Below are 17,967 nucleotides of genomic sequence, written 5' to 3' on the forward strand. Positions count from 1 at the left end.
TTGCGCTAGAAGCGGATACAGCGAGGCTCTCTCCCCGTTTGCCGTGCCGAAGGCTTGCAAGCAAAGCGCAGCAAAAACAGCGGCGGCTTTTTCGGGGCTAAGGGGAGCGGGGAGGGGATAACACCCCTTTTTGCGAAAAAACAAAACAATGCACAGAATCTAGAAAATATCCGTGAGAATGCAACTTTGAGAAATGGAAAAATGCAGAATCTAAGCAATGCGGAAATTACAGAATCTAAAGCAGATTCAGAATCTAAATCTAAGGCGGAAAATTTAGGGAACACACAACTTGCAGAATCTAGTCCAACAGATTCTAAAGAAAATTTAGATTCTAAGATTCATTACTTCAGATTCAAATTTAGAATCTAGCTCCACAGAATCTAAAGATTCACAAAAACAAAACACAGAATCTAAAGCACAAATCCCGCTCGCTGCTCCTGTGTCGTGATGAGTGCGGTTGGCATTGAGGTGCTTTATCCATTGTTTGTGCTAGGCTTATGCTCGCTCTCTACTATGGCGTTATCTAGCACAAGTATCAGTTTAAAAGCGCGCTTTTCATCACTAAAGCTTAAAGATAAACGCCCTCATCGTGTGCTTTAATGCTGTCTGACTACCATAAGGCAAAGATCGTCCCAAAACACGATAGGAGCGGCAGGCGAGTGCGTAAGCAATGCCAAAAGCACCCACCCACAATGCACGCTAAGCACGACAAACCCAAGCGGATACGCTCCCACCACGCGCAAAACATAGGCTTTGAGAGCTAGGGCGTTCATCGCGGTATTAGATTCTATTTTAGTCGCACGATGTCGCTGAGGAAAAACTGCAAAAATGGATAAATCTCGTGTAATTCTAAGCCCTGCGATGTGCCTGTGAGTAAGATTCTAAGGGGCTTAAAGAAGTTCTTACCCTTGAGCCCTGTGCGCTCTAAAAGCTCGGCTTTGAGAGATTCATACTCGCGCAGGGCTAGGGAATGCTCTGCTATGAGTGCCACAAACGCCTCATAGAGAATCCTGCAAGGCTCGCTAAAGTCCTGCCCCTCATAGAGCGCGTAAATATCCTTTGGGCTAAAGATAGAATCTATCTTATCGCGGATTTCATTGAGCGTGCTGGCTTCCTGCAGATAGAGCTTTGCCAAGCCACCTATGCTAGGATCTTTGGTGCTAAGCAAAAGGGCTAGCTCGCTTTCATTTAGCATTTTGAGATGTTCGCGATTGATAAAGCGCAGTTTTTTGATGTCAAACTTCACGGGTGATTTGGCGATGTTTTTGATGTCAAACCACTCTATGGCGTCGTGGAGTCTAAAAATCTCGGTGGGCGTTTTATTGCCCATAGCGATGAGATAATTAATAATTGCTTGAGGCAAAAATCCTTGCTCTAGCAGCCAGCTCACGCTTGAGGCGTTATCGCGCTTGCTCATTTTAGAGCCACTCTCGCCTAGAATAATAGGCAGGTGCGCATAACCGATGTCTTTGGTGTAGTCTAGGTATTGGCGCACGAGAATTTGGCGCGGGGTGTTGCTCACGTGATCCTCCCCACGCACGATAAAGCTGATATCATAGAGCATATCATCAAGCGCACAGGCGAAGTTGTAGGTGGGGATTCCATCGTCTTTTAATATCACAAAGCTATCGATTTCATTGGGGCTAAAGCTAATCTCGCCTTTAATCTCATCACTAAATCCTATCGCCTCACGCGCCCCGCGCAGTCGCACCACCGGCTTGGGATTAGAATCTTTGTGAATCTGCGCCCAGCTCTCATCGTAGCGAAACGCCCTCTTTTGCGCCTTAGCCTCCTCGCGCTTTTGCTCCAAAAATTCCTTAGTGCAGTAGCAATAAAACGCCTTGTCTTTGGCGATGAGATAATGTGCGATTTTTTGGTGGTGGCTAAAATTGTGGCTTTGATACACGAGCTTATCCCACAAAAGCCCAAAGAGATTGAGCAGGCTTAGTATCTCCTTGTCCTTGCCCTCGATATTGCGCGCAGTATCGGTGTCCTCTATGCGGATTAAAAAGGGCTGGTTGGTTTGCTTAGCGATGATGTAGTTAAAAATCGCGGCGCGCAGGTTGCCGATGTGCATATCGCCTGTGGGCGAGGGAGCAAAGCGTAGCATAGAATCTAGCTCTTAAACATATGAGCAAGCTTAGTGCTATCTACAGATTCAAAGCGCGCATCACTAGGGGATAAAAGTGCCTCGCTAAGCTCTAGGAGCAAATCATTAGATTCAGCCCTCTTATCCTCTATAAAGCCCTTCATCGCGCTAAAATCCTGTGAGAGGGCTAAGGGGTTTTCAAAAGTAATGCCTTTGAGTGCGCCGCTCACTTTCGCGCTTAGGGGCGTGTCAAAGAGCGGCGTGCCCATAAACTTGGCATTTTGGATAATCTCCTCTATGCGCACGCACGCACTACTCTGCAGTCTCCCTAGCTCCTCCTTGCTCACGCAGTCTTCTAGCTCACAAGATTCTATCTCTTTTATAATCTTACCAAGGGCGATGTTAGCCATTTGCAACGCTCCGATAAACTCGTTTAATCCCTTAGAATCTTCGCCAAAGTTTTTGTGTGGATTGCTAGCAGTGGCGATATGCTGCCCTAAACTCAATGAAGCCAAATCTATCATAATCATACCCTTTGTGTGAATCTCTCATCTAGCCCCACGTTAAGCATATTGCATTCCACATATCCGCGTGCTTTTGTGTTATAATGCCGCCATTTTGAACTAAAGGAAGCGGTTATGTGGCTAGGAATGTGGCGTGTGGGAATGTGTGCGATGATACTTTGTAGTGCAGTGTGGGGGGCAAAAATCGCTCCCATTGACTTCAAAGTCTATGATATGCCCACACAAGATTCACAAGGACCTAGCGTGCTGATTATGTCGGGCATACAGGGCGATGAGCCCGGAGCGTATAATGCCACCAATCTCTTACTCCAATACTACACGATAAAAAAGGGCAATGTCCGCGTGATCCCCGTCCTTAGCCCGCACTCGATGTTTTATAACAATCGCGGCGTGTATGGCGATCTCAATCGCAAATTCGCGGCTTTGAGCGAGCAAGATCCAGAATACCACACCATCCAAAAGATTAAAGAGCAGATTTTGCGCCCCGATGTGCAGGCGATATTCCATATGCACGATGGCAGTGGATTCTATCGTGAGAAGCATATTAGTGAAATGCTAAGCCCCAAGCGGTGGGGGAACTGCTCTATCATCGATCAAGATTCTATTGATGTCTCGCCCTATGGGAATCTCAAAGAGATCATCGCCCAAGTAGTCGCGCATACCAACACGGGGCTTTTGAAGCCGCTGCACACCTACCATATCCGCAACACCCAAACCGCTATCAAAGATACGCAAATGCAAAAAAGCCTCACATTTTTTGCTATCACACACGGCAAACCAGCCTTTGCCCACGAAGCTTCCAAAACCCTGCCCCTGCGCGAGAAGGCATACTATCATTTGCTAGGGATTGAGGGGTTTTTTAACGCAGTGGGGATCGAGTATGAGCGCAATTTCACCCTCACGCCCCAAACCCTCGCCAAACTCATAAACGATCCAAAGCTTACCTTTAGTATAGATTCACTCATCACCTTGCCCGTGCTAAACCTCAAATCCCCACTAAACTTTTTCCCTATGCCCACAAGTGCCAAAACTAAGCTCCAAGAGGTGCGCCTAGATTCACAAAGCTATATCCTAGGGCTTATGCAGCGAGATGATGGGAGCATAGGGATAAAATACGGCGGGCGCACGATGGGCGTGCTAAAGCCCTTGTATTTGGAGTTTGATCATAGCTTGGCGAGTGTGCGCGTATCCCTAGATGGAGAGGCAGCCCAAGAAGTCAAGATGGGCGGGATTATCAAAGCCAAACAATCATTTTTTATAGAATCTAAGCAGGACTATCGCGCCAATGTGATAGGCTTTGTCAAGCCCGGCGATAGCAGCCCTAAGCCACAAGAGTTTGACACGCTTATCCACAAACGCGCTATGCACAAGAAGTTCGCCATTGATAAGAGTGAGAGAATCTATCGCGTGGAGTTTTATAAAGGCGAGGCGTTTGCGGGTATGATACTGGTAGAATTTGTGCCATAATGCCACGCCACAAGCCCACGCGCCCACGCCAAAACCTAGAATCTAAAAACCTCCAAGCCTTTTTGGACTCACACTATCAGGCTTGCAACACCGCAAGCAGCCTTGTGCTAGCCGATCCGCTCATCATCGTGCGAGAGCACACGCGCCACCCACATTTTGCCGAGATTGCCCTGCTATGCGCGCTCCTCTCCTATGGCAGTGCTAGGCAAATCGTGGCGTTTTTGCGCACGCTAGATTTTGCGCTACTAGATTCACACGAGTTGCACGCGTTGCATACGCGTAAGGGACTGCCATACTATCGATTCCAAAGTGCCGAGGATATAGGGGCGTTGTTTGGGATTTTGCGAGAGTGTATCAGGCGCGGCGGGATTAAGGAAGTCTTTGCCTATGGGTTGGCAAATGCCACCTACACGCCCTATAGGGTTCTAAATGCCATCTATCACACCATAGCGACACTGCGCGAGATAGCTAGGGAGATTGGGGCGCAAAGTCGGGGCGTGGAGTTCGCACTCGGCGCGGGATTGGATAAAAATATAGAATCTAAAACCGCCAGCGGTGCTAGCAAATCCCACAAGCCTCATCTAGGGTTAGATTCTCTCACACAAACCACACCTAAGTCCTTTAGCCCCAAGGGCAAAAGCCCGCTGAAGCGATGGAATCTCTTTGTGCGTTGGATGGTGCGCGATGATGCGCTTGATTTTGGGATTTGGCGGGATATGCTAGATCCAAGCGAGCTCATCATACCCCTTGATACGCATACTTTCAAGGTAGGACAGAATCTAGGGCTGCTTACGCGCAAAAGCTACGATCTTGCCGCGGCTTTGGAGCTCACAGATTCTTTGCGTAGATTCTCTCCCGCAGATCCGGTGCGCTATGATTTTGCACTCTATAGGATCGGACAGACAAAGCGAGATTTGCCAGATAGAGGGCTTAGCGCAACGCCCACAAATGCCCTAGGTGTTTAAAGAAACCGCCTAATGCCGAATTTAGAGTTTTCAAGCTACAATATGCCCTTTTAAGGAGAAACAATGCCAAAACGCTTTTTAATCTTTGCTATGCTATGGGCTCTGTGGGCTATGCCTATGGCAGCACTTGATGCAACTCTTGAGATCATCACAAGCTCTACCAAACTCCCCTTTATCGTAGTCGAGCATATCGCAGACAACAACGAATACGGGCAAAAGCTCCTCTCCCAACTTGTGGGGGATTTGAAGGTGAGCAATCACTTCCAAGTAGAAAAGGGCGAGAGCGTCAAGGACAGGGAGCCAGACTTCCAAACCTACAAGGACAAAAAAATCGATCTCATCGCGCGTGTGAGCGCGAGCAAAAGAGGCGGGGGGATTGCAGGGCGGTTGGTGCTCTATGATGTGCGTAATGCCAAAAAGGTGCTCGAGCAGGAATACACCCAACCCACGCTCAATCGCTATCCATTCCTTGCGCACGAGATGTGTATCGGGATAAATACCTATGTCCAAGCACCGCGCATAGATTGGATGCGCGAGCTTGTGGTGCTCTCTAAATACACGACTTCAGGCAATAGCCTCATCACGCTAGCGGACTACACGCTAACCTTTCAGCAGGATATCATACAAGGCGGGCTAAATATCTTCCCCAAATGGGGCAATAAAGAAAAAACCATCATCTACTTTACGCGCTATATCAACGACAAACCCACGATTTTGCGCTATGAGCTAAGCACCAACACCGCCGAGATTATCACCCAAAGCGATGGTATGGCAGTAGTCTCAGATGTCAGCAGCGATGGACAAAGGCTCCTGCTTAGCCTCACGCCAAACAAAGGCGCGGCAGATGTGTATCTCTATGAGCTGCAGACAAAAAATCTCAAGCGACTAACGACTTTTTCAGGAATCGATGTGGGCGGGAAGTTTATCAATGGCGAAAAGGAAGTGGCGTTTGTCTCCGATAGGCTGGGCTATCCCAATGTCTTTGCGACTAATATTGAGGGCGGCAATGTCGAGCAGCTTGTCTTCCACGGGCGCAATAATAGCTCGGTAGCCAGCCACGACAAATACATTGTCTATACAAGCCGCGAGAGCAACAATGAATTTGGGCTCAATACTTTTAATATCTACCTTATAGCGACTAATAGCGACTTCATACGCCGCTTAACCGAAAAGGGCTCCAACCAAATGCCCACATTCTCAAAAGATGGCAAAAACATTATGTATATCAAGCACACCCAAACCCAAAGCGCGCTAGGGATTATCCGACTAGATTACAATAGCAGCTATTTTTTCTCACTGCCTAAGGTAAAGATTCAGTCCTATGACTGGTAGCAGGCTGTGGCGGGCATTTGACTCTCACACCTTTACAAGCTATAATGCTATAAGCTCATAAATTACAGGAGGTTAGTCATGAAACGCATTAGTATCATAAGTGTGATTGGCGTGCTTGCAATCTTTATCGCTGGATGTGGCGATGATGTGAAAGTCTCTGGTGGTGGTAGCGGTGCCCTAGCTGTGCAGGGACAAGACGCGCCCACCACGCCCGTTATCGTCTCTCAAGGTGGCGATGCAAGCGAGAGCGCAAACGGAGGCGGTGCGAGTGCGAGCGATAATTTTGTGCAGCTTGATGGACAGGGTTTGCCCACGATTTTGTTTGGGTTTGACAAATACGCCATTAGCGAGGATATGCTCCCTAATATCGAAAAAGCCGCCAATGCTCTCAAGCAATCTGGTGCCAAAGTGGTGCTAGAGGGCAATACCGACTCGTTTGGTTCAGATGAATACAACTTCGCACTCGGCAAAAAGCGCGCAGATTCTGTGAGAAACGCACTCGAGATACGCGGTGTCAATCCTAGCAATCTCTCCACCGTAACCTATGGCGAGAGCAAGCCCGTATGCACCCAAGCCACGCAAGAATGCTACAAGGCCAACAGACGCGTGGATTTTAAACTCGCGCAATAACGTATAGAAGTGGCACAAGTAGCGAGCCAAGATGAGGTATATCCTAGCTTGTTTATTGCTCTCTTTTGTGTGCTACGGAGCCGAGCCATCGGCTTTTGAGAGGCAAAGCGGCGCGACTAAAAAAGATCTCTCCTCCCTGCAAGGCACCGCCCAAAGCCTCCTAAATCTCACTACACAAATCCAACAACAGCAAGAAACGCTCAAACAATCCCAAGAAGGGCTAATGAGCCTCTATGAATCCCAACACCAAAAACTCCAAAGCACTATAGCCCAGAGCACAACCAACACACAAGAGATTGAGAATCTAAAGAGCGAGATTGCGGCATTAAAGACGCTTTTAGAGCAGCAAAGCACACAGATTGCTACGCTAGATTCTAAAATGCAAGAGCTCCACACGCTCACGATAAAAACCCAAGAGAATATCCTCCAAGAGCTCGAAAAGCTTAGCGCCCAAAGCACCAAGGGAGCGCAAAAACAAGAGAGCAAACAATCCCAAAAGCCACAATTTGACAAAAGCAAGAGCCCCGAACTCTTTGCCCAAGCCAAGGAGCTTATCAAAAAAAAGCACTACAAATCTGCCAAGGACATTATGCTATGGCTCAAAGACAACAAATACAACACTCCTGAAACAACCTTTTATCTGGGCGAAATCGCGTATTTGCAGAAAGATTACCATTTAGCGATTAAATACTACAAGGCGAGTGTGGCACTAAGCGATAAGGGCGCGTATATGCCCACGCTTTTACTGCATACCGCGCTTTGTTTCAAGGGGATTAAAGATATGGCAAATTATAATTCTTTCCTAGAAGCTTTGATCGCAGCCTACCCACAAAGCAAAGAGGCAGCACAAGCCAAAGAACTTAAACAATAAAGGAACACAAATGATCGCACACAACAAAGTCGTTAGCATAGAATACGAAGTATCCGATGTCGCAAGCAAAGAGATGATAGATTCTAACAAAAGTGGTGCGCCGCTAGAATTTCTCGTGGGGGCAAACCAAATCATCAGCGGGCTAGAAAATGCCCTTATGGGTGCGAAGACAGGGGATAAGCTCTCCGTGGAAGTCAAGCCCGAAGACGCGTATGGAATCTATCAGCCAGATCTTATCCAAGAAGTCGCACGCGATCAGTTTGAGGGTATCGAGCTTAAAGCCGGTATGACGCTTTTTGGGCAGAGTGATGATGGACAAACCGCGCAAGTGATTGTCAAAGATTTTAACGATCAAATCGTTATCATCGACTACAACCACCCGCTAGCAGGCAAAACGCTCAATTTCAATATCAATATCCTTGATGTGCGTGATGCCACGGAGATGGAGATACTACAAGGCGGTGTAGGCGGAGGCTGTGGCTGCGGAAGCGGCGGCGGACACCATCATCACGGAGGTGGAGGCTGCTGTGGTGGTGGCGGGGGAGGCTGTGGCTGCGGGCACTAGATTCTATGCTGCGCTAGATTCTGTCTTTGCGATAGATTCTCTCCTGCGTTGTTAGAGGGGGGTATCCCCTTACTCTCTCTCCTGCTTTACCTTTCCTGCCCATAAGCCCACTCTCTTTTTTAGAATCTCCACCCCAAAACATTGTATAATTACGCTTTATCCTACCACACAGGCGCGTTATGCAAGGGTATATCTTAAAAATCATACCAACCAAAACCCAAGATCTCATACTAAAAATCCTCACACCACAGAGCTTTCGGAGCTTTTATCGATTTTATGGAGCGCGTCATAGCACCATCGGGCTGGGGTATAAAATCGACTTTGAGGAGCGCGCCAACGCGCATTTCCTGCCCCAAGTGCGCCATATCCTGCATTTGTCCTTTGGCTGGGAGCGCGAGTGGGAGCGCGTGTATGCGTGGCAGCGGTTTTTGGGCTTATTGGAGCGGCATTTGGATGAAGTGTATGAGGTGGGGGAGTTTTATTTCAATCTCTTAGAGCATAGCGCGCAAAAAATCGCCAAACAAAACCCCCTGCGCGTGTTTTTAGAATCCTATGCGCGTCTGCTAGCCTATGAGGGGCGACTAGGGCGGTGGGAGGCAAACCGCTGCTTTATCTGTGATGGCACGCTAGATTCTGTCATCACATTGGGGCGATCGTTTTTGTTTGCGCACCCTCACTGCGTGCAGGGCTTTGCGTTTGACAAATCCGAGATTTTGGAGTATTTCGCCCACACCTCCACCCTGCACCTAGAGGACGCACAAGTGCAGAAACTCTGGCAAATCCTCTGCCTTGGACTATGAGATTTTTTCCTCTGTTACAAAATATATAGTATCATTCCATCGATAGAGATAAGAATTATTCTTAACTTCTCTATTAAGATTATCCACAAGGAGCTATTATGCAAAAAGTCGGTATTTTTTATGGGAGCGATTCTTCAAACACCCAAGGCATCTGCCAAAAAGTCGCCAAAGAGCTCGGCGGGGACGCGCAGCTTTTTGATATCGCCAAAGCCTCTAAGGAGGAGTTTATGGGCTTTAGCAATCTTATCCTTGCCACGCCCACCTACGGACTAGGGGACTTGCAAGATGATTGGGATAGCTTTTTGGAGACATTGAGCGAGGAGGACTTTGCTGGCAAAGTCGTGGCGTTTATCGGCGTGGGCGATCAGGACACTTACAGCGATACATTTTGTAATGGCGTCTCCTACCTCTATCACAAAGCCGCAAAAGCCAAGCGTATAGGGCAGACAGCCAATGAGGGCTATTATTTTGACTCCACAGAAGCACTTGTGGATGGGAAACTTGTGGGGTTGCTACTTGATGAGGATAATCAAAGCGAGCTAAGCGATGAGCGTATCGCCAAATGGGTGGCGCAGATAAAGGGCGAGTTTGTTTGAGCGAGGCTAGATTCTAAACCCGATATTCTAGAATCTACACATCATAAGCCAATAGTTTAGATTCCCTATTGAGCGCAAGAAAGGGGCGAGGGCTTGCTTGAAGCCCCGCTCAGTGTTAGTAACTTACCAAAACCTCCTAGCTTAGAGTGCGCACACCTCACACGATATGAGGATAACACATTGCAGAATCTGCCCCTAGATTCTATAAACGCAGGCGAGTAGATTCTAAAGACTTAACACAACTTACAAAATCTAATCCCACAGATTCTCTATAAGGTGCTTTGTGAATCTCTTTGGCTAGATTCTTTCAAATCGCCCTCCTGACGCGCTCATGCTAGCAAATCATAGAATCTCGCTCTTGGATTCTGTGTGTGAATCTAAGCGGAGTGAGGGCGAAATACTCACGCACAAATTGGGAGCAAATGCCCTAGCAAAATTTACAATATATACCAGAACACCCCACACACCAAAGCAAAAATCGCGGACTATAACCTATAGATTTTCCCCACTGTGCGCAAAAATGCGATATTTCCTAGCACATTAGACAAAAAAAAAAAAAACGATTTTTGTATGGAATTTTGCAGTAGAATTGCGGGATTTTTTATTTTTGGAGGACACATTACATGGAATTATTTTTACAAGATGATACCCTTATCACTTCTAAAACCGATATGAGAGGCAAGATCACCTATGCTAATGAGGATTTTTGCTATTTTGGTGGCTTTAAGGAACAAAAGGAATTTATCAACAAACCTCACAATCTCATACGCTATGAATCTATGCCGCGCGTGGCGTTTAAACTCTTATGGGATACGATTGGGAGCGGGGAGGAGTTTTTTGCCTTTGTGTGCAATCGCTCCATGAAGGGCGATACTTACTGGGTTTTTGCCAATGTCACGCCATCATACGATACTCATGGCAAGATAGTGGGATACTACTCCGTGCGGCGGCGCGCGAGCAAGGCAGGTGTGGAAGCACTAAGCACGATTTATAAAAAATGCCTTGAGCTTGAATCCTCTCAAGGTATGCAAGCAGCCCAAGACTACATCACAGAGATTCTCAAATCCCATAAGCAAACATGGAATGAACTGATGATATCCCTGCAAGCACAGGGCGAGATAGGGGGCTATCGATGAAGATTCTGTTATGGGTTGCGATCGTTCTTAGTATCGTGGGCATCGTGCTAGATATTGTGTGGTATGGGTTTTCGCCAAGTCTCGTGCTTACAGGGATTTTGCTCATCGTGCTTGGCGTGGCACAATACAAGATGAACTTGCGCACCAAGCTTTTGCAGAGGATTCTCAAAGTGTCCGAGCGATACAGACAGGGTGAGTTTGAGGACAGAGTGCTTTTTATACAGGGCGATGCGGATTTGCACCATTTGGCAAACAATATCAACATCGTGATTGATAATATCGAAGCCTTTATGCGCGAGATAGCCACGGCAGTCAAAAGCACGCAGGAGGGGCGATTTTATCGCAAGGCTATGGCGCAAGGACTCAAAGGCGCGCTCTCTACGAGTATCCATACGATAAATTCCGCACTTGACAAAGTGGAGGAAAGTGCTAAGGAAAATATCTCAAACGCCCTAGCAAAGGCACTGATGAATATGAGTTTGCAAAACCAAAACACGGATTTAAGCAAGGTTTCAGAGGATTTGGGCGAGGATTTGGAGCGCATGGGCACTGCGGATTCTCAAGTCTCCTCTATTGCGCAAGTCTCGCAGCAATCCCAAGAGGATGTCGCCCAAATCACCTCATCTATTGACGATCTCATCGTTTCAATCAATGACAACAACAACACCATCGAGAGTTTCGCGCAAAAATCTCAAGATATCAGCTCTGTGATTGGCATCATCCGTGATATCGCCGATCAGACAAACCTCCTCGCGCTTAATGCCTCCATTGAGGCAGCGCGCGCGGGCGAGCACGGGCGTGGGTTTGCCGTGGTAGCCGATGAGGTGCGCAAGCTCGCTGAAAAGACGCACAAAGCCACGAGTGATATCGCCATCGTGGTGCAAACTATGCAGCAAGAGATAAATACGATTTTAGAAAACTCCTCGCACGTGATGCAAGTAGCGAACTCCGCGCACAAAAGCGTGGGGCATTTTAACGAAGTCTTTGCCGGGCTTGGGGAGACGACTAAAGAGCTCTTTGGTATGTTTGAAAAGCTCTCGCGCGGCTTGCTACTAAGCGTCTCTAAGCTCGATCATATCTTATACAAATCCTCGTTGTATCTAAGCTTTAATAACAAAAAAGAGGTTTGTGCGTTTGAAAATATCAATCCCATCTCCAAATACCTCGATGACGATCGTCTCGCACAAAAAATCAAAATGTTCAATACAGAGAAAATCCACGCCATAGAATCTAAGCTCAAATCAAGCGCGCACGCCGCACTTGCTGTCCTCACACAAGAAGTTACACAAGAAACTTCTGATATAATTGTCAAAAACCTGCAGCAGCTTGAGGAGGATTCACAACAAGCCATAGCACTCCTTGATAGTGCTAATGCGCAATCTTCAAGCCTGTGAGCGTGGTGCAAAGGAGCGAGTGTGTTGAGCGGATTTTTAGGAGCGTTGGCAGAGATTTTGACAAATAATAATGTAGTGTTTTACCTCATCGCCTATCTCGTGGGCGGGATACCCTTTGGACTATTTTTGACAAAGGTTTTTTACAAAATCGATGTGCGCACGATAGGCTCTGGCAGTATCGGCGCGACAAATGTCTATCGCGCTATCAAGGAGATTAATCCCAAAAATGCCAAGATTTTGGCTGTGAGCACGATCGTGCTTGATGCGTGCAAGGGAATGTTTGTCGTGCTTGTCGCTAAATTGTGCGGCTTGGGCTTTGAGGCGCAGTGGCTTATTGCTATCCTCTCAATCCTAGGGCATTGCTATAGTCCATATCTAGGCTTTAATGGCGGCAAAGGCGTGGCAACGGCAATTGGTTCTACTATCCTGCTCATACCTATCGAGGGGGCTTTGGGGCTTGTTGTGTGGGGCTTTGTGGGCAAGGTGCTAAAAATCTCATCGCTCTCTTCACTCCTTGGCGTGTTAAGTGGTATCGCGCTCACCTTTGTCGTGCCCTATGTGCTGCCTATACCAGATTCTATAAATATCCTCTCACAAGTGCATACACACACGCCCGTGGTGCTCATAGGCGTGCTCATACTCTACACGCATATCCCCAATATCAAACGCCTCCTAAGCGGGAGTGAAGGCAAGGTGCTCTAAGGTATGCTATACTGCCTTGAGATTGAGGATTTGCGCTTTGAGACTATCGTAGGGATTTTAGAATCTGAGCGCGTAAATAAACAAGAAGTGCGCATAAACGCTAAGATTCACTATCGCTATGATGAGGGCTATCTAGATTATGTGCGCGTGGTGGAGTGTATCCAAGACACCATTTGCGCCAATGCCTATGGGTTGCTAGAAGAGCTTATAGAGGGCGTGTGTGGCGCGCTTAAAGCGCGATTTGAGGCGATTAGTGCTATTGATTTTCATATCACAAAGCCACAGATTCTGCCACATTGCAAAGTCGGCGTGAGCGCGCAAAAGAGCTTTGAGGGATTAAATGCGCGATGAGATTTATCTAGCGGGCGGGTGCTTTTGGGGATTGCAGAGGTATTTTGATCTCATTGAGGGCGTGTGCGAGACACAAGTAGGCTATGCCAACTCCTCCCTTCCAAACCCTAGCTATGAGCAGGTTTGCGCTAATCTCACTAACGCCGTTGAAGCCGTGCATATCGTGTATGAATCTGCAAGCCTAAGCCTCCCTAAGCTATTATGGAAGTTTTTTGATGTGATAGATCCCACCGCGCTTAACTACCAAGCCAACGACATAGGCACACAATATCGCAATGGAATCTACACCAAAGACGCGCAGATTTTGCCCTCTATCCAAGCATTTATAGATGAGCATATCGCGCCGCTACACACGCGAGCGGTTGTCACAGAAGTGATGCTGCTGCAAAATTTCTACCCCGCAGAATCTTATCACCAAAAATACCTGCTCAAAAATCCCCACGGCTATTGCCATATTGATATGAGCAAGGCTAGGGGGCGATGATGCGCTTTGTGTGGGTATTGGCGTGCCTTGTAGGCGTGGTATGGGCGACTTGCTCGGGGGATTGTGCGAGCTGTCATTTTAGGCTTGATTATGCCAAAGACACGCGCCACGCTCCTATGCGCGAGTGCAAAACCTGTCATACTGAAGAAAAAATGGCGCAGGTGGATATGGGCGAGGGCTGTGGCAGGGATTGCTTTGCTTGCCACGATGTCCAAAGGGTGCGCGCGCCAGCTCTTGCAGAGTCGCACAAAGTGATTGATACCTGCATACACTGCCACCAGAGCCTTTCACGCTCACTTTTTGATCCTACCTCGGGCACGCAAAATATTTTTGAGCAAAGTATCAAGGACTTTAGCCCCGCCCTAACGCCTTTGCAGGATTCTAAATAGCGCGTTTCACGCACACAAACACAGACTTGCCAACAATCCAAAAAGTGAAAAATATCGTGATAGAATCTAGAAGTAGTGTGAGAAGTGGTGGGCCTTGCAGGACTCGAACCTGCGACCGATCGGTTATGAGCCGAGCGCTCTAACCAGCTGAGCTAAAGGCCCACGACTGATTGGGGAGTGCGCATTATACTCAAAAACGAATCTAAACGCAAGGGCGTTTTCTAGAATCATTAGCAAAATCACAAAAGTCATAAAGCTCGTGCCCCCATAGCTCATCATCGGCAGAGGTATGCCCACCACAGGGGCTAATCCGATCACCATACAGATATTCACCCCCGCATACAAAAAAAACAATATCGCGATATACCCACTCACCACGCGCAAAAAATAATCCTTCATCGCGCCCAAGCAAATGCTTAGCAGATACAAGATGAGGCACATATACAGCCCAAGCAGCCCAAACGCCCCAAGCAGCCCAAATCGCTCGACATAATAGGCAAACAAAAAATCCGTGCTTGCGTAGGGGAGGAAGTTTAGTTGGGATTGGGTTGCCATCTCTTTTGCCTGCCCATTTATCCCGCCCGAGCCAATAGCGATAAGGGCTTGCTGAACCTGATAGGGGTATTCGCCACTCACAAAATCGTTAATGCGCTTTTGGTGGTAGGGCTTGAGCAGCCCCGCGCTAAATGCCACAGAATAAGTAATGGGGATGAGTAAAATCCCAGCGATGCCAAGAGTTATCCAGATTTTTTTATGCACGCCCACGAGGAATAGCACCCCAAAGCCCACGAGCAAGACGATGAGTGCCGTGCCCAAATCCGGCTCAAGCAGGATAATAAAAAAGGGCAAAAGCACAAAGGAGAGGATAATCCCAAAGTCTTTCCACCCATAGCCCTCGCTAGGTGGCGGATTTTTAGAGATATAGGACGCCAAAAACAGCATAAGCGCGATTTTCATCACTTCACTAGGTTGGATTGAAAAGCTCGTAAAAGGTATCTCAATCCACCGCACCGCGGAGTTTTTCTCCACACCGATAAACTTCACAAGCACAAGCAACACAAGCAGCAGGACATACAAAAAGATAATAGAGTAATTCAGTCGCCTAAAGGGGATAAAAAACACCACCAAACCCACGCACAAGCTCATCACAAGATATTTGATTTGCTTAGCAAACATTATCTCATCAAGTTCGCGCACCAGCATAAAGGAGAGCACGACTAAAGGCAGCACAAGCAAAATCACAATAAAGTCAAAATGTGCTAGAATTTTCTTAGCATTCATTTCTAAAGCTATCCTTAAAATCCAAAGAGTTCTCTGTATGCAAATGATTATAACACAAAAAGACTTAGCCACCACTCCCAAGCCCCGCTTAGATTCTGTGCTAAGTGCCTGCCTCCAAATCCCACGCGCACAAGCCCTGCAGCTCATCAAGCGTGAGCAGGTGCTCCTTAATGATAAGCGTTGTCTAAAGCCCAGCACACAAGTAGTCCTAGGCGATACCCTGCGCGTGCTTGCAGCAGATACACCACCCCCAATGCACGATTACACAAGCCTAGAATCGCTCACGCAGGCAAAGCCAGAATTTGCCCATATCGAGGTTTTGCACCAAGATTCAGAGATACTCATCATCAATAAGCCGCCAAATATCGTCATTCACGAAGCCCCATCGCTCAAAGAGCCGACATTAGTCGATTGGCTCAAACTCACCCAGCCCCCTATCCGCAATCTTTGTGGGGATTTGCGCTATGGGATTGTGCATAGGCTTGATAGGCACACAAGCGGCGTGCTTGCCATAGCCAAAACCCCTTACGCCCACAATGCCCTAAGCGCGCAGCTCAAATCTCGCCAAATGGGACGCTACTACCTCGCACTTATCACTAATCCGCTTAGAGAGGCTACCACCATAGAGTGCTACCTAGGACGCCACCCCAAAAATCGTCTAAAAATCGCAAAGCTCGCCCCATACGCAGCACATAATGCACACGAGCGCGAGTCTATGCGCCATATCACGCCCACCACTGCTTTGCTGCCACGCGAGGAGCTATCACACGACACGCCCGCGCACGCGGGATTGAGGTATTCTAAAAGCGTGTTTGTGCCGCTTTTAGACTGCGCGCAGCAGTCCCTCCAACTCATCGCCGTGAAGCTCTATACCGGGCGCACACATCAGATTCGCGCGCATTTAGAGAGTTTAGGGCGATCTATCGTCGGCGATGCGCTCTATGGCTACAAGGGGGAGTTTGGCGCGCACAGAGTGCTGCTGCACGCCTATCTTATGTATCTCTCACACCCTAGAGATTGCACAGAATCTACTCGGCTAGATTCCACGCAGTTTGTTTTCAAAGCGCCACTTTTTGCCGATATGGTAGCGTTTTTGGAACGATATTTTGATAAGGATAAGCTTGATGAAGTGCTATCAGCTCGGTTTATTGTGGATTGTTTTGGGCGTTTTTAGTGGTTGTGGGGTGCAAAAGCCCCTAAGTATCGATGAAAACCTCCCTAAGATTCACAAAATCAAAGTCCTTAGCGATGTGAGCAGCGTGGCGTTTGAGTGGGAGAGCAAGGACAAGCTAGAAGATGGCTCGCCCACGAGTATCGATGGTTTTGTCATCTTTCGTGCGGATTCATCGCAGCACAATGCGGGGCAAGATTCACAAGCACCACAAAATCTCACTTTAGAATCTTTCACCCACATAGCAACGCTCAAAAATCCCCTTGCCACGCATTTTTTTGATACTAATCTAAAACCCAAAAGCACCTATTACTATCTCTTTGCCACGCTTGGCAGGGATAATACGATGAGCCCCTACTCCCAAGCTATCAAAGTCCAGACTTCATTTATCGATCCCATAGAGGGAGTGTTTGCCATAAGCTCACGCCCAAGGACGATTAAGCTCATCATCACGCCCCACCCAAATCCAAGTGTCAAATCCTACATTATCCAACGCAAGGATTCTCAAAATGAGTTCCAAACCCTAAAAGAACTCAAGCACCGCCTAAATATCGAGTATTTTGATACCAATCTCCAAGATGGCACGAGCTATGTCTATCGCGTGTTGGCTAAGGACTTTGAGGGCAATATCTCCGAGCCCTCTGAAGAAGTGAGTGTGCGCACGCTTGATCTCATAGAGCCCATAGAGGGCGTGAGTGCCACCACGCACCTACCGCGCCAAATCCAGCTTGCGTGGCAGCCCCACCCCAAAGCCACTTCGTATAGAATCTATGCCGATATGCAAAACAACGGCAGATACACGCTCATCGCCACCACGCAAAAAACCTCCTACACACACACGCTCCAAAACCACGGGCAAAATGTCGCCTACCAAATCGTGGGCGTGGATATGTATGGCTTTGATGGCGAGCGTTTAGGCGAGCCTATCGTGGGGACTACGCTCTCTCGCCCCGCTACACCAACCATCACGAGTTCCCAAGTCCAAGGCAACACCATCGCAATCACTTGGGCTGCTCCAAGCGATGGGCGCGCTGTCAAATACGCGCTGTATAGGCGAGATTCACAAACCAATCGCAACAATCGCTACAACAATATCAAAACCACGCAATTTATCGACAAGGAAGCCAAACGCGGGATTGACTACTCCTATAGTGTCGTGAGTATCGATAAGTTTGGCATAGAATCTCCCCAAAGTGGGAGCGTTACGCTGCAGCGATAGC

The 17,967-nt window shown here is 47.8% G+C and carries 23 protein-coding genes and 1 tRNA gene; 18 read left to right on the plus strand and 6 right to left on the minus strand.

Annotation, left to right across the window (positions count from 1 at the left end; translation table 11 throughout):
* The first annotated feature begins 54 nt into the window (after positions 1 to 54).
* Positions 55 to 369 carry a hypothetical protein gene (locus ACH2BK_RS08050; RefSeq protein ID WP_395003254.1) on the plus strand — a complete coding sequence of 105 codons (315 nt, stop codon included), beginning with the start codon at positions 55 to 57 and terminating at the stop codon, positions 367 to 369.
* A gap of 227 nt (positions 370 to 596) precedes the next feature.
* Here the strand turns inward: ACH2BK_RS08050 and ACH2BK_RS08055 are convergent, their stop codons facing one another.
* The 3 genes from ACH2BK_RS08055 to ACH2BK_RS08065 are packed head-to-tail and all read right to left on the minus strand — an operon-like array spanning position 597 to position 2,613.
* Positions 597 to 773, minus strand: a complete 177-nt coding sequence (locus ACH2BK_RS08055) for a hypothetical protein (protein WP_395003256.1) — start codon at positions 771 to 773, stop codon at positions 597 to 599.
* A gap of 14 nt (positions 774 to 787) precedes the next feature.
* A complete protein-coding gene (gene gltX, locus ACH2BK_RS08060; protein WP_394996903.1) occupies positions 788 to 2,110 on the minus strand; it encodes a glutamate--tRNA ligase in 1,323 nt (440 codons plus the stop codon).
* Positions 2,111 to 2,115: 5 nt separating this feature from the next.
* Positions 2,116 to 2,613 carry a flagellar FLiS export co-chaperone gene (locus ACH2BK_RS08065; protein ID WP_395003258.1) on the minus strand — a complete coding sequence of 166 codons (498 nt, stop codon included), beginning with the start codon at positions 2,611 to 2,613 and terminating at the stop codon, positions 2,116 to 2,118.
* Between the two features lie 114 nt (positions 2,614 to 2,727).
* Between ACH2BK_RS08065 and ACH2BK_RS08070 the strand changes: the two genes are divergently transcribed.
* The 6 genes from ACH2BK_RS08070 (at position 2,728) to ACH2BK_RS08095 (ending at position 8,443) form a co-directional block, all read left to right on the plus strand.
* Positions 2,728 to 4,080: a M99 family carboxypeptidase catalytic domain-containing protein gene (locus ACH2BK_RS08070; RefSeq protein WP_394996900.1), complete on the plus strand. Its 1,353-nt coding sequence runs from the start codon at positions 2,728 to 2,730 to the stop codon at positions 4,078 to 4,080.
* Positions 4,080 to 5,045, plus strand: coding sequence for a TIGR02757 family protein (locus tag ACH2BK_RS08075; RefSeq protein ID WP_395003260.1), 966 nt, complete (start codon positions 4,080 to 4,082; stop codon positions 5,043 to 5,045). The genes ACH2BK_RS08070 and ACH2BK_RS08075 overlap by 1 nt, the downstream gene beginning before the upstream one ends.
* Positions 5,046 to 5,108: 63 nt before the next feature.
* A complete protein-coding gene (gene tolB, locus ACH2BK_RS08080; RefSeq protein ID WP_395003262.1) occupies positions 5,109 to 6,377 on the plus strand; it encodes a Tol-Pal system protein TolB in 1,269 nt (422 codons plus the stop codon).
* 78 nt (positions 6,378 to 6,455) lie between these two features.
* Positions 6,456 to 7,007, plus strand: coding sequence for an OmpA family protein (locus ACH2BK_RS08085; RefSeq protein WP_394996894.1), 552 nt, complete (start codon positions 6,456 to 6,458; stop codon positions 7,005 to 7,007).
* A 31-nt stretch (positions 7,008 to 7,038) separates the two neighbouring features.
* A complete protein-coding gene (locus ACH2BK_RS08090) occupies positions 7,039 to 7,878 on the plus strand; it encodes a tetratricopeptide repeat protein (RefSeq protein WP_395003264.1) in 840 nt (279 codons plus the stop codon).
* A gap of 10 nt (positions 7,879 to 7,888) precedes the next feature.
* Entirely contained in the window at positions 7,889 to 8,443 is a 555-nt protein-coding gene (locus ACH2BK_RS08095) for a peptidylprolyl isomerase (protein WP_394996890.1), read from the plus strand.
* A 13-nt stretch (positions 8,444 to 8,456) separates the two neighbouring features.
* On the opposite strand, the gene ACH2BK_RS08100 is transcribed toward ACH2BK_RS08095, so the two are convergent.
* A complete protein-coding gene (locus ACH2BK_RS08100) occupies positions 8,457 to 8,585 on the minus strand; it encodes a hypothetical protein (protein ID WP_395003266.1) in 129 nt (42 codons plus the stop codon).
* A 37-nt stretch (positions 8,586 to 8,622) separates the two neighbouring features.
* On the opposite strand from ACH2BK_RS08100, the gene recO reads away from it, so the two are divergent.
* The 9 genes from recO to ACH2BK_RS08145 all read left to right on the plus strand — a co-directional run bounded on the left by recO (position 8,623) and on the right by ACH2BK_RS08145 (position 14,295).
* Positions 8,623 to 9,243, plus strand: coding sequence for a recombination protein RecO (gene recO / locus ACH2BK_RS08105; protein WP_394996886.1), 621 nt, complete (start codon positions 8,623 to 8,625; stop codon positions 9,241 to 9,243).
* A gap of 98 nt (positions 9,244 to 9,341) precedes the next feature.
* On the plus strand, positions 9,342 to 9,839 hold the full coding sequence (locus ACH2BK_RS08110) for a flavodoxin (protein ID WP_394996884.1): 498 nt from the start codon (positions 9,342 to 9,344) through the stop codon (positions 9,837 to 9,839).
* Between the two features lie 93 nt (positions 9,840 to 9,932).
* Positions 9,933 to 10,061: a hypothetical protein gene (locus ACH2BK_RS08115; protein WP_394996882.1), complete on the plus strand. Its 129-nt coding sequence runs from the start codon at positions 9,933 to 9,935 to the stop codon at positions 10,059 to 10,061.
* A 401-nt stretch (positions 10,062 to 10,462) separates the two neighbouring features.
* Entirely contained in the window at positions 10,463 to 10,975 is a 513-nt protein-coding gene (locus ACH2BK_RS08120) for a histidine kinase (RefSeq protein WP_394996880.1), read from the plus strand.
* A complete protein-coding gene (locus ACH2BK_RS08125) occupies positions 10,972 to 12,369 on the plus strand; it encodes a methyl-accepting chemotaxis protein (RefSeq protein ID WP_394996879.1) in 1,398 nt (465 codons plus the stop codon). Before ACH2BK_RS08120 ends, ACH2BK_RS08125 begins: the two co-directional genes overlap by 4 nt.
* A 24-nt stretch (positions 12,370 to 12,393) precedes the next feature.
* Positions 12,394 to 13,071: a glycerol-3-phosphate 1-O-acyltransferase PlsY gene (gene plsY / locus ACH2BK_RS08130; RefSeq protein WP_395003269.1), complete on the plus strand. Its 678-nt coding sequence runs from the start codon at positions 12,394 to 12,396 to the stop codon at positions 13,069 to 13,071.
* A 3-nt stretch (positions 13,072 to 13,074) separates the two neighbouring features.
* Positions 13,075 to 13,422, plus strand: a complete 348-nt coding sequence (locus tag ACH2BK_RS08135) for a dihydroneopterin aldolase (RefSeq protein ID WP_395003271.1) — start codon at positions 13,075 to 13,077, stop codon at positions 13,420 to 13,422.
* Complete coding sequence (gene msrA / locus ACH2BK_RS08140; protein ID WP_394996873.1) at positions 13,412 to 13,906, plus strand: peptide-methionine (S)-S-oxide reductase MsrA; 495 nt, start codon at positions 13,412 to 13,414, stop codon at positions 13,904 to 13,906. Before ACH2BK_RS08135 ends, msrA begins: the two co-directional genes overlap by 11 nt.
* Entirely contained in the window at positions 13,903 to 14,295 is a 393-nt protein-coding gene (locus ACH2BK_RS08145; protein WP_394996871.1) for a hypothetical protein, read from the plus strand. The genes msrA and ACH2BK_RS08145 overlap by 4 nt, the downstream gene beginning before the upstream one ends.
* Before the next feature lie 85 nt (positions 14,296 to 14,380).
* Here the strand turns inward: ACH2BK_RS08145 and ACH2BK_RS08150 are convergent.
* A tRNA-Ile gene (locus ACH2BK_RS08150) sits at positions 14,381 to 14,457 on the minus strand.
* Entirely contained in the window at positions 14,419 to 15,723 is a 1,305-nt protein-coding gene (locus tag ACH2BK_RS08155) for an FtsW/RodA/SpoVE family cell cycle protein (RefSeq protein WP_395003319.1), read from the minus strand. Before ACH2BK_RS08155 ends, ACH2BK_RS08150 begins: the two co-directional genes overlap by 39 nt.
* On the opposite strand from ACH2BK_RS08155, the gene ACH2BK_RS08160 reads away from it, so the two are divergent.
* Together ACH2BK_RS08160 and ACH2BK_RS08165 are read left to right on the plus strand one after the other, a co-directional pair.
* A complete protein-coding gene (locus ACH2BK_RS08160) occupies positions 15,614 to 16,750 on the plus strand; it encodes a pseudouridine synthase (RefSeq protein ID WP_395003273.1) in 1,137 nt (378 codons plus the stop codon). The two genes, ACH2BK_RS08155 and ACH2BK_RS08160, sit on opposite strands and share 110 nt — an antisense overlap.
* On the plus strand, positions 16,701 to 17,966 hold the full coding sequence (locus tag ACH2BK_RS08165; protein ID WP_394996867.1) for a hypothetical protein: 1,266 nt from the start codon (positions 16,701 to 16,703) through the stop codon (positions 17,964 to 17,966). Before ACH2BK_RS08160 ends, ACH2BK_RS08165 begins: the two co-directional genes overlap by 50 nt.
* The last annotated feature ends 1 nt before the right edge of the window (position 17,967 follow it).

Origin of the sequence: uncultured Helicobacter sp., assembly GCF_949282165.1 — a bacterium.
In the GTDB taxonomy this organism is placed as follows: Bacteria; Campylobacterota; Campylobacteria; order Campylobacterales; family Helicobacteraceae; genus Helicobacter_F.

What these genes read in the sequence shown, in the direction of transcription:
- gltX (WP_394996903.1), bottom strand. Translation starts at nt 2,110, where the DNA reads ATGCTACGCTTTGCTCCCTCGCCCACAGGCGATATGCACATCGGCAAC.
- ACH2BK_RS08125 (WP_394996879.1), top strand. Translation starts at nt 10,972, where the DNA reads ATGAAGATTCTGTTATGGGTTGCGATCGTTCTTAGTATCGTGGGCATC.
- tolB (WP_395003262.1), top strand. Translation starts at nt 5,109, where the DNA reads ATGCCAAAACGCTTTTTAATCTTTGCTATGCTATGGGCTCTGTGGGCT.
- msrA (WP_394996873.1), top strand. Translation starts at nt 13,412, where the DNA reads ATGCGCGATGAGATTTATCTAGCGGGCGGGTGCTTTTGGGGATTGCAG.
- ACH2BK_RS08085 (WP_394996894.1), top strand. Translation starts at nt 6,456, where the DNA reads ATGAAACGCATTAGTATCATAAGTGTGATTGGCGTGCTTGCAATCTTT.
- ACH2BK_RS08120 (WP_394996880.1), top strand. Translation starts at nt 10,463, where the DNA reads ATGGAATTATTTTTACAAGATGATACCCTTATCACTTCTAAAACCGAT.
- ACH2BK_RS08095 (WP_394996890.1), top strand. Translation starts at nt 7,889, where the DNA reads ATGATCGCACACAACAAAGTCGTTAGCATAGAATACGAAGTATCCGAT.
- ACH2BK_RS08155 (WP_395003319.1), bottom strand. Translation starts at nt 15,723, where the DNA reads ATGAGCTGCAGGGCTTGTGCGCGTGGGATTTGGAGGCAGGCACTTAGC.
- ACH2BK_RS08165 (WP_394996867.1), top strand. Translation starts at nt 16,701, where the DNA reads ATGAAGTGCTATCAGCTCGGTTTATTGTGGATTGTTTTGGGCGTTTTT.
- ACH2BK_RS08070 (WP_394996900.1), top strand. Translation starts at nt 2,728, where the DNA reads ATGTGGCTAGGAATGTGGCGTGTGGGAATGTGTGCGATGATACTTTGT.
- ACH2BK_RS08065 (WP_395003258.1), bottom strand. Translation starts at nt 2,613, where the DNA reads ATGATAGATTTGGCTTCATTGAGTTTAGGGCAGCATATCGCCACTGCT.
- ACH2BK_RS08110 (WP_394996884.1), top strand. Translation starts at nt 9,342, where the DNA reads ATGCAAAAAGTCGGTATTTTTTATGGGAGCGATTCTTCAAACACCCAA.
- ACH2BK_RS08090 (WP_395003264.1), top strand. Translation starts at nt 7,039, where the DNA reads ATGAGGTATATCCTAGCTTGTTTATTGCTCTCTTTTGTGTGCTACGGA.
- ACH2BK_RS08055 (WP_395003256.1), bottom strand. Translation starts at nt 773, where the DNA reads ATGAACGCCCTAGCTCTCAAAGCCTATGTTTTGCGCGTGGTGGGAGCG.
- ACH2BK_RS08145 (WP_394996871.1), top strand. Translation starts at nt 13,903, where the DNA reads ATGATGCGCTTTGTGTGGGTATTGGCGTGCCTTGTAGGCGTGGTATGG.
- ACH2BK_RS08075 (WP_395003260.1), top strand. Translation starts at nt 4,080, where the DNA reads ATGCCACGCCACAAGCCCACGCGCCCACGCCAAAACCTAGAATCTAAA.
- ACH2BK_RS08100 (WP_395003266.1), bottom strand. Translation starts at nt 8,585, where the DNA reads ATGTTTTGGGGTGGAGATTCTAAAAAAGAGAGTGGGCTTATGGGCAGG.
- ACH2BK_RS08135 (WP_395003271.1), top strand. Translation starts at nt 13,075, where the DNA reads ATGCTATACTGCCTTGAGATTGAGGATTTGCGCTTTGAGACTATCGTA.
- recO (WP_394996886.1), top strand. Translation starts at nt 8,623, where the DNA reads ATGCAAGGGTATATCTTAAAAATCATACCAACCAAAACCCAAGATCTC.
- ACH2BK_RS08160 (WP_395003273.1), top strand. Translation starts at nt 15,614, where the DNA reads ATGCAAATGATTATAACACAAAAAGACTTAGCCACCACTCCCAAGCCC.